The organism is Pseudomonas sp. IT-P294 (assembly GCF_949767865.1).
Taxonomy (GTDB): Bacteria; Pseudomonadota; Gammaproteobacteria; order Pseudomonadales; family Pseudomonadaceae; genus Aquipseudomonas.
In genome coordinates this window covers 144149-157208 of sequence record NZ_CATKQW010000006.1, presented here as the reverse complement: position 1 = coordinate 157208, position 13060 = coordinate 144149, and the positions used below count along the sequence as shown (strand labels likewise).

The 13060-nt window shown below is 60.2% G+C and carries 18 protein-coding genes; 10 read left to right on the top strand and 8 right to left on the bottom strand.

The features are described from left to right. Positions 1–247 precede the first annotated feature (247 nt). The gene (locus ACM6I0_RS05580) at positions 248–883 is read right to left on the bottom strand and encodes a lytic polysaccharide monooxygenase auxiliary activity family 9 protein (RefSeq protein ID WP_414921670.1); all 636 of its coding nucleotides are present in this window, start codon (positions 881–883) and stop codon (positions 248–250) included. Between the two features lie 221 nt (positions 884–1104). Beyond that, positions 1105–1542: a hemerythrin domain-containing protein gene (locus ACM6I0_RS05575; protein WP_414921669.1), complete on the bottom strand. Its 438-nt coding sequence runs from the start codon at positions 1540–1542 to the stop codon at positions 1105–1107. A gap of 151 nt (positions 1543–1693) precedes the next feature. On the opposite strand from ACM6I0_RS05575, the gene ACM6I0_RS05570 reads away from it, so the two are divergent. Continuing rightward, positions 1694–2113 carry a GNAT family N-acetyltransferase gene (locus ACM6I0_RS05570; RefSeq protein ID WP_414921668.1) on the top strand — a complete coding sequence of 140 codons (420 nt, stop codon included), beginning with the start codon at positions 1694–1696 and terminating at the stop codon, positions 2111–2113. Between the two features lie 125 nt (positions 2114–2238). Here ACM6I0_RS05570 and ACM6I0_RS05565 read toward each other — a convergent pair whose 3' ends face one another. Further along, entirely contained in the window at positions 2239–2589 is a 351-nt protein-coding gene (locus tag ACM6I0_RS05565; protein ID WP_208669015.1) for a hypothetical protein, read from the bottom strand. Positions 2590–2750: 161 nt separating this feature from the next. Here ACM6I0_RS05565 and ACM6I0_RS05560 point away from each other — a divergent pair, with 161 nt between their 5' ends. The 9 genes from ACM6I0_RS05560 (at position 2751) to ACM6I0_RS05520 (ending at position 7757) form a co-directional block, all read left to right on the top strand. Next, positions 2751–2999 carry a hypothetical protein gene (locus ACM6I0_RS05560; RefSeq protein WP_008154823.1) on the top strand — a complete coding sequence of 83 codons (249 nt, stop codon included), beginning with the start codon at positions 2751–2753 and terminating at the stop codon, positions 2997–2999. A 21-nt stretch (positions 3000–3020) separates the two neighbouring features. Further along, entirely contained in the window at positions 3021–3350 is a 330-nt protein-coding gene (locus tag ACM6I0_RS05555) for a DUF6388 family protein (protein WP_414921667.1), read from the top strand. Positions 3351–3378: 28 nt separating this feature from the next. Continuing rightward, complete coding sequence (locus ACM6I0_RS05550; protein ID WP_285434724.1) at positions 3379–4083, top strand: YoaK family protein; 705 nt, start codon at positions 3379–3381, stop codon at positions 4081–4083. 202 nt (positions 4084–4285) lie between these two features. Continuing rightward, positions 4286–4678, top strand: coding sequence for a sulfurtransferase complex subunit TusD (tusD, locus tag ACM6I0_RS05545; protein ID WP_414921666.1), 393 nt, complete (start codon positions 4286–4288; stop codon positions 4676–4678). 1 nt (position 4679) lies between these two features. Beyond that, entirely contained in the window at positions 4680–5042 is a 363-nt protein-coding gene (gene tusC, locus ACM6I0_RS05540; protein WP_285434721.1) for a sulfurtransferase complex subunit TusC, read from the top strand. After that, positions 5042–5335: a sulfurtransferase complex subunit TusB gene (tusB, locus tag ACM6I0_RS05535; protein WP_285434719.1), complete on the top strand. Its 294-nt coding sequence runs from the start codon at positions 5042–5044 to the stop codon at positions 5333–5335. Before tusC ends, tusB begins: the two co-directional genes overlap by 1 nt. Next, the gene (locus tag ACM6I0_RS05530) at positions 5332–5667 is read left to right on the top strand and encodes a TusE/DsrC/DsvC family sulfur relay protein (RefSeq protein WP_285434717.1); all 336 of its coding nucleotides are present in this window, start codon (positions 5332–5334) and stop codon (positions 5665–5667) included. Before tusB ends, ACM6I0_RS05530 begins: the two co-directional genes overlap by 4 nt. Continuing rightward, positions 5664–6665 (top strand): glycosyl transferase family protein, encoded by a 1002-nt coding sequence (locus tag ACM6I0_RS05525; RefSeq protein WP_414921665.1) that lies wholly within the window; start codon positions 5664–5666, stop codon positions 6663–6665. Before ACM6I0_RS05530 ends, ACM6I0_RS05525 begins: the two co-directional genes overlap by 4 nt. 90 nt (positions 6666–6755) lie before the next feature. Further along, the gene (locus ACM6I0_RS05520; protein WP_414921664.1) at positions 6756–7757 is read left to right on the top strand and encodes a glutathione S-transferase family protein; all 1002 of its coding nucleotides are present in this window, start codon (positions 6756–6758) and stop codon (positions 7755–7757) included. A gap of 116 nt (positions 7758–7873) precedes the next feature. Here ACM6I0_RS05520 and cysG read toward each other — a convergent pair whose 3' ends face one another. From cysG to lolA, 5 genes are all read right to left on the bottom strand, one after another. Continuing rightward, on the bottom strand, positions 7874–9268 hold the full coding sequence (gene cysG / locus ACM6I0_RS05515; RefSeq protein WP_414921663.1) for a siroheme synthase CysG: 1395 nt from the start codon (positions 9266–9268) through the stop codon (positions 7874–7876). Beyond that, positions 9269–10549, bottom strand: coding sequence for a serine--tRNA ligase (gene serS, locus ACM6I0_RS05510; RefSeq protein ID WP_285434711.1), 1281 nt, complete (start codon positions 10547–10549; stop codon positions 9269–9271). A 16-nt stretch (positions 10550–10565) separates the two neighbouring features. Continuing rightward, entirely contained in the window at positions 10566–10940 is a 375-nt protein-coding gene (crcB, locus tag ACM6I0_RS05505; protein WP_090185602.1) for a fluoride efflux transporter CrcB, read from the bottom strand. Then, positions 10940–12262: a replication-associated recombination protein A gene (locus ACM6I0_RS05500; RefSeq protein ID WP_027925133.1), complete on the bottom strand. Its 1323-nt coding sequence runs from the start codon at positions 12260–12262 to the stop codon at positions 10940–10942. Before ACM6I0_RS05500 ends, crcB begins: the two co-directional genes overlap by 1 nt. A gap of 144 nt (positions 12263–12406) precedes the next feature. Beyond that, the gene (lolA, locus tag ACM6I0_RS05495; protein WP_054053642.1) at positions 12407–13030 is read right to left on the bottom strand and encodes an outer membrane lipoprotein chaperone LolA; all 624 of its coding nucleotides are present in this window, start codon (positions 13028–13030) and stop codon (positions 12407–12409) included. Positions 13031–13060 lie beyond the last annotated feature (30 nt).

Here is a 13060-nt window from a genome sequence, read left to right as displayed (position 1 = left end):
GGCGGGCCCACGGAGCAGGACCGGAGTGAGGGAATGCCGAGCCACAGCGAGGCACCGTACGTCAGGGGCAAAAGCGCTTGGTTACTTGGCGCTCTTCCAAGTGACCCGCCGTCAGGGCGGAACCAATAGTGGCCATGACCGCAGAAACGGATATGTACCCAACCCCAACCCCAACCCCAACCCCAACCCCATATCATTCTTGAGCGAACAGCATCAGGCATGACTACCGGACCTTATTACCGGTCTGTCACTTGAAGTCCACATCGAACGCTTGATAGAACGCGTTCCCGGTGTTGGCCACGATCCACATCAGCACAATGACATGATGGCCCTTCTTGTTGCCCGGCAAATCAACTTGGTGATTGACCTTGGCTTTCATCTCGGCGGAATGACTGTAATACGGCACCTGCATGTAGAAATCGTCGAAAAACGATGTCGGCTCCAGCTGCGCACGGCTGATCCGCTGTTTCGGGTTCCAGCCGTCCCGGGTGATGAACCAGCTGTAGCCACGGGTGACGTGGGGCGCGGTGTATTCCCAGGTGACGTTAAAGGTCTGACCCGGATCGACGCTCAGCATCGGCCAGGTGAACCGTCGGTTGAGCTTGAGGCTCATCTCTTCGTTGGTGAAATTGAGGCAGTCACGCGCATCGACCTTACCGCCGCTGAGGATATGACCATCGCCAGGCGGAGCGACACTGTCGCTGTCTGTCTGGTAAGGCGCCGGGAAAGGCCCGGCCATCAATGCCGGAAAGTTCTTGCCACCTTCCATTTCGTTGACTTGCCAGTTGCCCAGCAGCCCCAGCGCCACGGCGACCGAGCCACGGCTTGCTGGGGAAGTGACGCGGCCATGCCGCAGTTGGGTTTGAGCGTGTGGTTGGTTCATCTTTTCACTCCGTTGACTTGAGAACTCTCCTTCCCGAGGAGAGGCCTTCAAGCTAACGGAGCTACTTTTTTTGTCCATGGGGCCAAAACCCGTGGCGGCATGAATGCTCAAACCCGCACCAAGCAAATACTGGATGGATAACCAGTTATTTGCGCTAGCGCTTACTCGCAGCATGGCAAAAGGACTACAGCGCAAAGTGCCAACCGGGAGCGCTGCTTCGATCAGGAAAGCTGAGCCTCGTATTCCTTCACGTATTGGCCAGCCAACGTCTCTTTCTGCTTGTCATCGAGCAGCTTGCCGGCCATCTGGAAGAACTTCTGCTCTTCCTCTTTCAGGTGGTGATGAACCTTCTCGCAAAGCTTCTTGGCAGTCGCGAGCCAAGCCGGGCTCGACATCTCTGTCTCATCCAGCTCTTCCATCATTTCGTCCATCTCGTGGTGCTCGGAGATGGCATGACGGCTCAGGTCGACGCCGTTGTCGAACTCCATCAGCGGGATGTAGAAATGCCGCTCTTCCGCGGTTTCATGGGCCTGCAATTCGGACTTGAGCTGTTTGTAAGCCTCGACCCGCTCCGGGGTGTCGCCACTGGTCTTGATCAGCGCGTCGGCATAGGTGCGTTGACGGTCGTGGCTTTCACGCAGGGCTTCAAAAATATTCACGGGGGATCCTCATCGGCTGCGTTCTGGAATGACGCTGTTTAGGCTAGACATCCGGGCGCGAGCGAGGGTTCCACCTGAAGGGCTGGAACAACGACCACCTGCCGGGATAGGCTTGGGGATCGTTATTCCCAAAGCCATAAGGATGTAGCTGATGACCCTGCGCATTGAACGCTCGCAAAACCCCACGGATGAAGAGGAGCAGGCGATCTTGCTGCCGCTGCGCGCCTATAACGCCTCAAAGGCTGGCGTCTCGAGGCAGGAACCCATTGCTTTACTGGTGCGTGATGACAACGGCGAGATCCTCGGCGGACTCTACGCTCGGGTGTTTTACCAGTGGATGTTCATCGAATTGCTGTCGGTGCCGGAACAGGCCCGGGGACAAGGCCTGGGCTCGAAGCTGATGCGTATGGCCGAAGAAGTCGCGCGGGAGAAGGAATGCGTTGGGGTCTGGCTCGACACGTTCGACTTTCAGGCGCCGGGGTTCTACCAGAAGCTGGGCTACAGCGAGCTGGGCCAGATTGTCGACTATCCGCCGGGCCACAAGCGCCTGTTTTTCCAGAAGCGCCTGTGACGAAATAGCGCAAACTCCTGTGGGAGTGAGCCTGCTCGCGATGGCGGCCTGTCAATCGATATCAATGTTGAATGATAAACCGCTATCGCGAGCAGGCTCGCTCCCACAGGGGTACTGCGTCGGCCTCAGAGGCAGGTTGCCAGCGCCGCCAGACGGCGCTTGGCGACAAAGTCGTCATGCTGCGCGTAGTAACTCAGCACCGTTCCGGAAGCATCAGTCGTGACGTCGACAAACGACTCCGCCGAACGCGTGTAGACCGTGGTCCCACCCTTCTCACCCGACTGCAAGTAAGCAGCGGCATCGACACCGAACACCGCCTCGTCCTGCCAGGAAAACTGCACGCACTGAGCGACGACTTTTTCCGGCTTGTCCGATTTCAGGGTTTTGTAAGGGGCTTTGGTGCGGGCATCGTTCATCACCGAACCGGCGCATCCGGCCAGCAACGTTACGGCCAGCGCCACCATCAGAATTCGCATCGCGTTCGCTCATCAAGAAAAAGCGGACTGTATCACCGTGGCACGGCGTATCGTTCTGCTTTACTTCATTTATAGCGCGACATCGACGGACGATTCGCGCACCCTGTCGCGCAATTGCCGTCGCATCGCCCTTTCTTCGGGCTTATTTTTCTGGAACGTCCATGACACCCAACGCCGAGTATTACAAACCGACCGCTGAATACGCTGACAAGCTGATCAGCCAGATCGGTCAGACCCCTTCCTGGATCGCCAAGCGAATTGGCGTCACCGACAAACGGATTCGCTACATCCTCGACGGCGAACGGACCGTCAAGGGCGAAACCACGCCGATCCAGATGACGTACCCCGAGCAGTTTGCACTCGAGTGCCTGGCCGCTGCGGCCAAGGCCAGCAAGAAGCAATCTTCATAAAAGCAGCCTCAAGGAGCGACCATGGCGGCAACCGAACAGCAACACGAACGGGCGCTGGAGAAGTTTCTCGACGAGCACCCCGAGCTGCGCCACGAACTCGACAACCTCAATCCGCTGTTGGCCCAGGCCAAAGGCGAGACCGCCGCGCAATACCGCGAGGAGCGCTTGCATGAAGCGTTCGAAGCCGAAGCCGAACGCCTGGGTTTGTTTGCCTGGGAGCTGACGTTGAAACTGACTGTCGACACGCCTGAGGACTACGAGACTCAGCGAATGGAAGTACACAAGGAAGTGGCTGAGATGGCGGGTCTGGACTGGCTGGAATATTGTGAGTTATATGGGTTGAGCAAGTAACCGCCCCCGCTCAAGGATGCCTCAACCGATGCTACCGTCTCCTTCAAGTACCCGCGCCAGTCCGGGCCATCTGCACGCCCGCAAATGGCGCGGCCGCATCGGCATGTCGCTGGTCGCTGCACTCTCGGTGCTCGCTGGCATGACCGATGCCATCGGCTTCATGGCCAGCGGTGACTTTGTTTCCTTCATGAGCGGCAATACCACCCGCCTTGCCGTCGCCATCAGCGACGGCAATCTCGGGCTGACCTTGCGTCTGCTGATCCTTGTGGCCACCTTTGTCGTCGGCAACGCCTTGGGCATTGTGATCAGTCGTCTGGGCGGGCGACGGGCACTGCCATTGTTGTTGTGCATCGCCATGCTGCTTTGCGGCGCCGCTGCCTGGCCTTATGACGAACAATTGCCGGCGTTGCTGGCAGCCATCATCGCCATGGGCATGCTCAATGCGGCGGTGGAAGAAGTGAACGGTCTGCCGGTCGGCCTCACCTACGTGACCGGCGCCCTGTCGCGCTTCGGTCGTGGTCTGGGGCGCTGGATACTCGGCGAACGGCGCAATGGCTGGAGGGTTCAGTTGATTCCATGGACGGGCATGTTTGCCGGCGCCGTGCTGGGCGCCGTGCTGGAACATCAACTAGGGCTCAAGGCGTTGTTTGCCAGCGGATTGCTGGCTGCGGCGCTTGGGGTGCTGTCGTTGAGCATTCCGCGGCGTTGGCAGTTGGGCTATATGCCGCGCTGAGCGGTGCCTGCCAGACCGCCATCGCGAGCAGGCTCGCTCCCACAAGGGATTAATGTCGTACACGAAATCGATATTCGCCACAAAACCCCTGTGGGAGCGAGCCTGCTCGTGATGGCGGCGACTCGGTCCATGATCAAAACGCCCTTCGCCGCCTCGCCGATAAAGCTTTATCATGGCCACAGTTTTGCTGATCGAGTCCGTCATGAAGTTCGCCATCGCGCTCTTTTCCGCCGCCCATGCGCCCTCCTCTCGCCGCGCCTTGCTGTTCGCCCAGGCCGCACTGGCGGGCGGGCATGAAATTGTCCGGCTGTTTTTCTATCAGGACGGCGTTTATAACGCCTCAGGCAGCGTGGTCACGCCCCAGGATGAGCTGGACGTGCCCAAGCAATGGCGCGCCTTTGTCACTGAGCATCAACTGGATGGCGTTGTTTGCATCGCCGCCGCCCTGCGCCGTGGTGTGCTGAACGAAGAAGAAGCCGGACGCTATCAGCGCGAGGCGGTGTCGGTCGGCGCGCCGTGGGAATTGTCCGGTCTGGGCCAGCTGCATGACGCCGTGCAGGACGCCGACCGCCTGATCTGTTTCGGAGGCGCGTGAGATGCCCAAGTCCTTGTTGATTATCAGCCGTCAGGCCCCGTGGTCCGGGCCGAACGCGCGCGAAGCGCTGGACATCGTGCTGGCCGGCGGTGCTTTCGATCTGCCGATCGGTTTGCTGTTTCTCGATGACGGCGTGTTTCAGCTCGCCGCCAAACAGGACGCCAAGGCCCTGCAGCAAAAGGATCTGAGCGCCAACCTGCAAGCGCTGCCGATGTTCGGGGTTGAAGAGCTGTTTGTCTGTGCCGACAGCGCTGCAGAACGTGGCCTGGACCCGACCTGTTTCTCGCTTGAAGAAGCCCAGGTGCTGGCTGCCGAGCAAATCACTGCGCTTATTGACCGTTACGACCAGGTGATCACCCTCTGATGTCGACTTTGCACGTGTTGTCTCATTCCCCATTCGGCGACGACCGCCTGACCAGTTGCCTGCGGGTGATTGGCGCGAACGATGCGCTGTTGCTGACCGGCGACGCGGTGTATGCGTTGCAACCCGGCACAGCGCCGTTCAATGCGCTGAATGCCCGTAGTTTGAAACTGTTCGCACTGGCCGAAGACGCCCAGGCTCGTGCGCTGGAGATTCCTGACGCGGTCAAGGCAATCGATTACCCGGCCTTCGTCGAGCTGTCGATTCACTATGACAAGGTCAACAGTTGGCTATGAATTCCCTGACCGTCGGCGCCCGCGCCATTGAACTGGACAAGGACGGTTTCCTGGTCGATCTGAGCGACTGGTCCAACGAGGTGGCCACCGCCCTCGCCGCCGCCGAAGACATCGAGTTGAGCCCGGAACACTGGGAAGTGCTCGAGCTGCTGCGCCGTTTCTACGACGAATTCCAGCTGTCGCCTGCGACCCGTCCGTTGATCAAGTACACCGCACTGAAGCTCGGCCCGGAAAAAGGCAACAGCCTGCACCTGAACCGACTGTTCAAAGGCACCCCTGCCAAACTCGCCGCGAAACTGGCGGGCCTGCCCAAACCGACGAATTGTTTATGACCGACTATCCAGCGCTGACCCTCGAAACGCCCGCCGAACACCCTTTCGCCCAGTTCGTGCGCATCCTCGGCAAGGGCAAGCGTGGCGCTCGTGACCTGACCCGGATCGAAGCCCGCGAAGCCATGGGCATGGTGCTCGACGACAAGGTTGAAGACACCCAGCTCGGTGCATTTCTGATGTTGCTGCGGCACAAGGAAGAAAGCGCCGAGGAAATGGCCGGGTTCACCGAAGCCTTGCGTGAACGGCTGAACCCGCCGGCGCTGGCGGTCGATCTGGACTGGCCGACGTATGCGGGCAAGAAGCGCCACCTGCCGTGGTATCTGCTGGCCGCCAAGTGCCTGGCGCAGAACGGCGTGCGCATCTTCATGCATGGCGGTGGCGCACATACGACCGGCCGGCTGTACAGCGAACAGTTGCTGGATCAGTTGAACATCCCGCTGTGCCGCAACTGGCAGCAGGTCGGCGAAGCACTGGATCAGGGCGGCCTGGCCTTCATGCCGCTGGTGGATTGGGCGCCGCAACTGCAACGCATGATCGACCTGCGCAACACGCTGGGCCTGCGTTCGCCGATTCATTCGCTGACGCGGATTCTCAATCCGCTGGGCGCCCGCTGTGGCCTGCAAAGCATTTTCCACCCCGGTTATCAGGCCGTGCATCGCGATGCCAGCGGCTTGCTCGGTGATACCGCAATCGTGGTCAAGGGCGATGGCGGCGAAATCGAGATCAACCCGGACGCCGACAGTCACTTGTACGGCACCACCGGCGGCGAAAGCTGGGACGAGGAATGGCCGCAGATGTCGACGCAGCGCCACGTCAAACCCGCCTCGCTCGATCCAGAGCACTTGAAAGCCGTGTGGCGCGGCGATGTGGTCGACAGCTATCCGCAAATGGCCCTGATTTCGACGATGGCCCTGGCGCTGCGCGGGCTCGGTCAATCGCGTGAGCAAGCCTTTGAAACCGCACAACAGTATTGGGACGCACGGGATAGATCTATTTAACCGATCATAACCCGCTAACATTTGCGCTTTTTTATCGAACCTATCCGAATAGACTCCTCTCCAACGCTTATCGGTTAAGGAGTCTTGAACATGGGTTTGTTAGTTGAAGGCCGCTGGCAGGACCAGTGGTACGAAAGCAGCAAGGACGGCGCGTTCCAGCGTGAACAGGCGCAACGCCGCAACTGGCTGACTGCCGACGGCAAGCCCGGCCCGACCGGTGTCGGTGGCTTTGCCGCCGAGGCTGGGCGCTATCACCTTTACGTGTCCCTCGCCTGTCCCTGGGCGCATCGCACGCTGATCCTGCGCAAACTCAAAGGCCTTGAAAACCTGATCGACGTGTCGGTGGTCAGTTGGTTGATGCTGGAAAACGGCTGGACCTTTGACCAGAGCCTCGGCTCGACCGGCGATAAACTCGATCACTTCAATTTCATGCACCAGCGCTACACCGCCGATACCGCCGACTACACCGGCCGTGTCACCGTACCGGTGCTCTGGGACAAGCAGCAGAACCGCATCGTCAACAATGAATCGGCGGAGATCATCCGCATGTTCAATGGCGCCTTCGATGAACTGACCGGCAATAACCTGGACTTCTATCCGGCGCCACTGCGCGGCGAGATCGACGCGCTGAACGAGCGGATTTATCCAGCCGTGAACAACGGCGTCTACCGCGCAGGGTTTGCCACCTCTCAGAGCGCTTATGAAGAAGCCTTCGATGATGTGTTCGCCGAACTGGATCGGCTCGAACTGCTGTTGAGCGAGAACCGTTACCTCGTTGGCGAATACCTGACGGAAGCCGACATTCGGTTGTTCACCACGCTGATTCGTTTTGACGCGGTGTACCACGGGCACTTCAAGTGCAACCTGCGGCGGATTGCCGATTATCCGAATCTGTCGAACTGGCTGCGGGAAATGTATCAATGGCCGGGGATTGCCGAAACGGTGGATTTCCAGCACATCAAAAATCACTATTACGGCAGCCACAAGACCATTAACCCGACGGGTGTTGTGCCCAAGGGTCCGGCGCAGGACTTCACCGCGCCCCATGATCGGGAGCGGTTGAGCGGGAAAGGGGTTTGGCGTAAAGCCTGAGATTTGTGCCGTTTTTAAGGCCCCCAATCGCCAGCAGGCTGGCTCCCACAGGAGATCTGTGAACGACACAAATCCCTATGGGAGCTAGCCTGCTGGCGATGCGAGCGACGCGGTTTCTAGACTTGCGCCTGAGCCCCTTCGAACCACGCCAGTTTCTCGCGCAGTTGCACCACTTCCCCAACGATCACCAGGGTCGGCGCATGCACTTCGTGCTCCGCCACCAGCCGTGGAAGATCCGCCAGGGTGCCGGTAAACACCCGCTGGTTGACCGTCGTGCCCTGCTGGATCAACGCCGCCGGGGTATCGGCTGCGCGACCATGCTTGATCAATTGCTCGCAAATGATCGGCAAACCTACCAACCCCATATAAAACACCAGGGTCTGCGCCGGTGCGACCAGGTCGCCCCATGGCAAATCGGTAGAGCCGTCCTTGAGGTGCCCGGTGACAAACCGCACTGACTGCGCGTAATCACGGTGCGTCAGCGGAATCCCGGCATACGCCGCGCAACCACTGGCCGCCGTGATACCCGGGACGACCTGGAACGGGATGCCGTGGGCCGCCAGTTCTTCGATCTCTTCACCACCGCGCCCGAAGATGAACGGATCACCGCCCTTCAGTCGCACCACACGTTTGCCTTGTTTGGCCAGATCGACCAATTGCTGGTTGATCTGATCCTGAGGCACGGCGTGATCGGCGCGGCGCTTGCCGACGTAAACCCGCTCGGCATCGCGACGGCACAAATCGAGGATGGCCGGTGCAACCAGACGGTCATACAGCACCACATCGGCTTGCTGCATCAGGCGCAAGGCGCGGAAGGTCAGCAAGTCCGGATCACCGGGACCTGCGCCCACCAAATACACTTCACCGGTCGCAACTGGCGCGTCACCGTTGATTTTCGCCAGCATCAGGCGCTCGGCTTCGGCGCCCTGCCCGGCCAGTTGTCGATCGGCAATCGGGCCCTGGAACACATCTTCCCAGAACGCCCGACGTTGCTGCACATCCGGGAACAAGCCTTTGACCTGAGTGCGAAAACGCGCCGCCAGGCCGGCCAGTTGACCGTAGGTGGACGGTATCCAGGTTTCCAGCTTGGCGCGGATCAACCGCGCCAGCACCGGTGCGTCGCCGCCGCTGGATACCGCAATGATCAATGGGGATCGGTCGACGATCGCCGGGAAGATCACGCTGCACAAGGCAGGCGCATCCACCACGTTGACCGGCACGCAACGCCGATGGGCATCGGCGGAGACTTGCGCGTTGAGCGGTTCGTCGTCGGTGGCGGCAATGATCAGCCCGCAACCGTCGAGGTCCGACTCGACGTAACCCCGTACCAGGCACTCGCCACCGCCGCCGACAACCAGCTCGCGCAGTTGCGGTTCGATTTCAGGTGCAACTACCCGCAGCAGCGCACCGGCTTCGGCCAGCAGGCGGGATTTGCGCAAGGCAATTTCCCCCCCGCCGACGACCAACACACGACTGCCGCGGAGGTTGTGAAACAGCGGCAGATAGTCCATTTAGCCGATGACCTCGAGGCCACCCATGTACGGCTTCAGCACGTCCGGCACACGAATCGAACCGTCGGCCTGCTGATAGTTTTCCAGCACCGCCACCAGAGTACGACCGACCGCCAGGCCGGAACCGTTGAGGGTGTGAACCAGCTCAGGCTTGCCGGTTTCCGGGTTGCGGAAACGCGCTTGCATACGACGGGCCTGGAAGTCGCCGCAGTTGGAGCACGACGAAATTTCGCGGTACTTGTCCTGGCTCGGGATCCACACTTCCAGGTCGTAGGTCTTGACCGCGCTGAAACCCATGTCGCCGGTGCACAGGGCAATTGTGCGATACGGCAGTTGCAGCAGTTGCAGGACTTTCTCGGCGTTGGCGGTCAGGCCTTCCAGCGCGTCCATCGACGTCGACGGCTCAACGATCTGGACCATTTCGACTTTGTCGAACTGGTGTTGACGGATCATGCCGCGCGTATCGCGACCCGACGCACCGGCCTCACTGCGGAAGCACGGCGTGTGCGCCACGAACTTGATCGGCAGCAGTTTCGAATCGACGATCTCGCCGGCGACGATGTTGGTCAGCGATACTTCTGCAGTCGGGATCAGGTACAGATCGGCTTCGCCTTCGCGGCTGATCTTGAACAGGTCTTCTTCGAATTTCGGCAACTGGCCGGTGCCTTGCAGTGCTGGCGCCTGGACCAGATACGGCGTGTAAGCCTCTTCATAACCGTGTTCGCTGGTGTGCAGGTTGATCATGAACTGCGCCAGAGCGCGGTGCATGCGAGCGATCGGGCCGCGCAACAGCGCGAAACGGGCGCCGGACAGCTTGGCGGCGGTTTCGAAATCCAGCCAGCCGAACTTCTCGCCCAGCGCAACGTGGTCCAGGACCGGGAAATCGAACGCCGTCGGGGTGCCCCAGCGACGGACTTCGACGTTGCCATCTTCATCGTCGCCAATCGGCACCGATTCGTGGGGCAGGTTCGGGATACCCAGCAGAATCGAATCCAGCTCGGTCTGGATCGTGTCCAGCTCGACTTTACCGATGCTCAACTCGCTTGCCATGCGCTCGACGGCCGCCATCAAAGGCGCGATGTCTTCGCCGCGCTGTTTGGCCTGGCCAATGGATTTGGAACGCGCATTACGCTCAGCCTGCAGCGCTTCGGTACGGGTCTGGACGGTCTTGCGCTGTTCTTCCAGCGCTTCGATGCGCGCCACATCCAGCGTGTAGCCACGGGATGCCAGGCGGTCCGCTACGTCCTGAAGGTTGCTACGTAACAGTTTGGAATCGAGCATGTCGGTTTCTCGTTTATCAAAGTTTGGTCAAGGACAGGCCGGCCCAGGTGGCGAGCAGACCGCCGAATACGCTGATCGCAGCATAGCCCAGGGCCAGCGGCACCTGCCCGCTTTCCAGCAAGCGCACCGTATCCAGTGAAAAGGATGAAAAAGTCGTCAGCCCCCCGAGGAAGCCGACAATGAGCCCGGCACGCACCTCGAAAGGCACCTCCGGGCGAATCAAAAACAGACCGTATAGAACGCCGATCAGCAGACAGCCCACGATATTAACGGCGAGTGTCGCGGTATAGAAGTGTCGCGGCCAATTTGCGTTGACCCAATTGCCGGTGGCGAAGCGCAACAATGTGCCGGCAACACCGCCGATGGAGACCGCTATAACCAGAGGAATCACTATTTTCTCCGCTGCCGGGGGCTTAGACGGTCCAGTTGTGCAAGGTGATTGAGCTTTTCGCCGATCTTCAACTCCAGGCCGCGCGGCACCGGTTGATAGAACGGTTGTGGCTCGAGTTCTTCCGGGAAATAGTCTTCGCCCGCGGCGTACGCGTCTGGCTCATCGTGGGCATAACGGTATTCATCGCCATAACCCAATTGTTTCATCAGCTTGGTCGGCGCGTTGCGCAGGTGCAGCGGCACTTCGAGCGAACCGTGTTCGGTGGCGCTGCGCATCGCGGCTTTGAAGCCCATGTACACCGCGTTGCTTTTCGGCGCGCACGCCAGATAAGTGATGGCCTGGGCCACTGCCAACTCGCCTTCAGGGCTGCCGAGGCGCTCCTGTACTTCCCACGCTGCCAGGCACAGGCTCAGGGCGCGCGGGTCGGCGTTGCCGATGTCTTCGCTGGCCATGCGCACCACGCGCCGGGCCAGGTACAACGGGTCGCAACCACCATCGATCATCCGCGCGAACCAATACAACGCGCCATCGGGATTGGAGCCGCGCACGGATTTATGCAGCGCCGATATCTGGTCGTAGAACGCCTCGCCGCCCTTGTCGAAACGGCGCCGGGTATCGCCGAGCAGGCTTTGCAGCAAATCGACGCCGATCTCGCTGTTGTCTTCAGCCAGGTCCGAGGCGTTTTCCAGCAGGTTGAGCAAACGACGACCATCGCCATCGGCGGCGGACAACAGCATCTGGAAACCTTCATCGCTGAGGGTCAGTTGCCGCTTGCCCAAGCCACGCTCTTCGGTCAGCGCGCGATGCACCAGTTTGCGCAGGGCCGCTTCGTCGAGGCTTTTGAGCACGTAGACACGCGCCCGCGAGAGCAAGGCGTTATTGAGTTCGAACGAGGGGTTTTCAGTGGTCGCGCCGATGAAAATCAGCGTGCCGTCTTCAACGTAGGGCAGAAACGCATCCTGCTGCGATTTGTTGAAGCGATGCACTTCATCGACGAACAGGATGGTCCGCTTGCCGTATTGCCCGGCCTGCTGCTTGGCGATTTCCACCGCCTGACGGATCTCTTTCACGCCAGCCAGCACCGCCGAGACTGTTTCGAAGTGCGCATCCGAGACTTCCGCCAGCAAGCGCGCCAGGGTGGTCTTGCCCACACCCGGCGGTCCCCAGAAAATCATCGAGTGCAGGGCACCCTGCTCCAGGGCTTCGCGCAAAGGCTTGCCGCGAGCGAGCAGGTGTTCCTGACCGACGTACTCGTCCAGATTGGCCGCACGCAGTCGAGCGGCCAGGGGCTGAGCAATCGGGGCACTGCGAAACAGGTCCATCACTACGTAGAAACCTCACTGAGAACACCGCAGTACTTGTGGGAGCGAGCTTGCTCGCGATGGCGTCGGGGCAATCAGCATTGATGCTGAATGTAATGCCCTAATCGCGAGCAAGCTCGCTCCCACAGGTTCTATGTACTGCTCTTATTCCTGGATCACGTCCGCACCCTTGGGGATGTCGAACTTGAACTTGGATGCCGGGATTGGCTCGTTGGCCTTCACGCCGGTGAACAGGATGTTGGTGCGCTGGCCGACACTGTCGATCAGTTGCATGTCATTGACCAGACCGTTGCGGAACGACAGGCGCAGGCTGTCAAACAGCGTGTCCTTGGTTTTCGGCTTCAAGGTGAAGTCGATCACACCGCCCGCTTCCTTGGCGCTGATATCGAAGCTCTGGCTGATCTTGGACACGTCACCCGACAACAACAGGGCTGGCGTCTGGGTCAGGCGCAGGTCGAGGGTCTTGATGGTGACCTGTTCAAGGTCCGGGTCCCACAGGGTGACCTTCTTGCCGTCGGAAACCATCGTTTGTTCAGCGGGTGCGTTGGTGTGCCAGTAAAACAGGCCTGGGCGTTGCAGCGACATGTCACCGGCGGTTTCCTGCAATTGGGTGCCGCTGCCATCGAGGGTCAGTTGCGAAAAGCGTGCAGTCAGGGTCTTGGACGTTTCCAGCAATTGGGTCAGGCGCGCCACGTCCTTGTCATCGGCGTGAGCCGAGAGCGTGGTCAAAGCCAGTACCGGCAGCAACAGCATGCGGATAAGACGCATGGGAGTCCTCATAACATTCGTGGGAGTACG

What these genes read in the sequence shown, in the direction of transcription:
- tusC (WP_285434721.1), top strand. Translation starts at nt 4,680, where the DNA reads ATGCCCAAGTCCTTGTTGATTATCAGCCGTCAGGCCCCGTGGTCCGGG.
- tusD (WP_414921666.1), top strand. Translation starts at nt 4,286, where the DNA reads ATGAAGTTCGCCATCGCGCTCTTTTCCGCCGCCCATGCGCCCTCCTCT.
- ACM6I0_RS05560 (WP_008154823.1), top strand. Translation starts at nt 2,751, where the DNA reads ATGACACCCAACGCCGAGTATTACAAACCGACCGCTGAATACGCTGAC.
- serS (WP_285434711.1), bottom strand. Translation starts at nt 10,549, where the DNA reads ATGCTCGATTCCAAACTGTTACGTAGCAACCTTCAGGACGTAGCGGAC.
- ACM6I0_RS05525 (WP_414921665.1), top strand. Translation starts at nt 5,664, where the DNA reads ATGACCGACTATCCAGCGCTGACCCTCGAAACGCCCGCCGAACACCCT.
- tusB (WP_285434719.1), top strand. Translation starts at nt 5,042, where the DNA reads ATGTCGACTTTGCACGTGTTGTCTCATTCCCCATTCGGCGACGACCGC.
- ACM6I0_RS05555 (WP_414921667.1), top strand. Translation starts at nt 3,021, where the DNA reads ATGGCGGCAACCGAACAGCAACACGAACGGGCGCTGGAGAAGTTTCTC.
- ACM6I0_RS05570 (WP_414921668.1), top strand. Translation starts at nt 1,694, where the DNA reads ATGACCCTGCGCATTGAACGCTCGCAAAACCCCACGGATGAAGAGGAG.
- ACM6I0_RS05565 (WP_208669015.1), bottom strand. Translation starts at nt 2,589, where the DNA reads ATGCGAATTCTGATGGTGGCGCTGGCCGTAACGTTGCTGGCCGGATGC.
- ACM6I0_RS05500 (WP_027925133.1), bottom strand. Translation starts at nt 12,262, where the DNA reads ATGGACCTGTTTCGCAGTGCCCCGATTGCTCAGCCCCTGGCCGCTCGA.
- lolA (WP_054053642.1), bottom strand. Translation starts at nt 13,030, where the DNA reads ATGCGTCTTATCCGCATGCTGTTGCTGCCGGTACTGGCTTTGACCACG.
- ACM6I0_RS05550 (WP_285434724.1), top strand. Translation starts at nt 3,379, where the DNA reads ATGCTACCGTCTCCTTCAAGTACCCGCGCCAGTCCGGGCCATCTGCAC.
- ACM6I0_RS05530 (WP_285434717.1), top strand. Translation starts at nt 5,332, where the DNA reads ATGAATTCCCTGACCGTCGGCGCCCGCGCCATTGAACTGGACAAGGAC.
- ACM6I0_RS05520 (WP_414921664.1), top strand. Translation starts at nt 6,756, where the DNA reads ATGGGTTTGTTAGTTGAAGGCCGCTGGCAGGACCAGTGGTACGAAAGC.
- cysG (WP_414921663.1), bottom strand. Translation starts at nt 9,268, where the DNA reads ATGGACTATCTGCCGCTGTTTCACAACCTCCGCGGCAGTCGTGTGTTG.
- ACM6I0_RS05580 (WP_414921670.1), bottom strand. Translation starts at nt 883, where the DNA reads ATGAACCAACCACACGCTCAAACCCAACTGCGGCATGGCCGCGTCACT.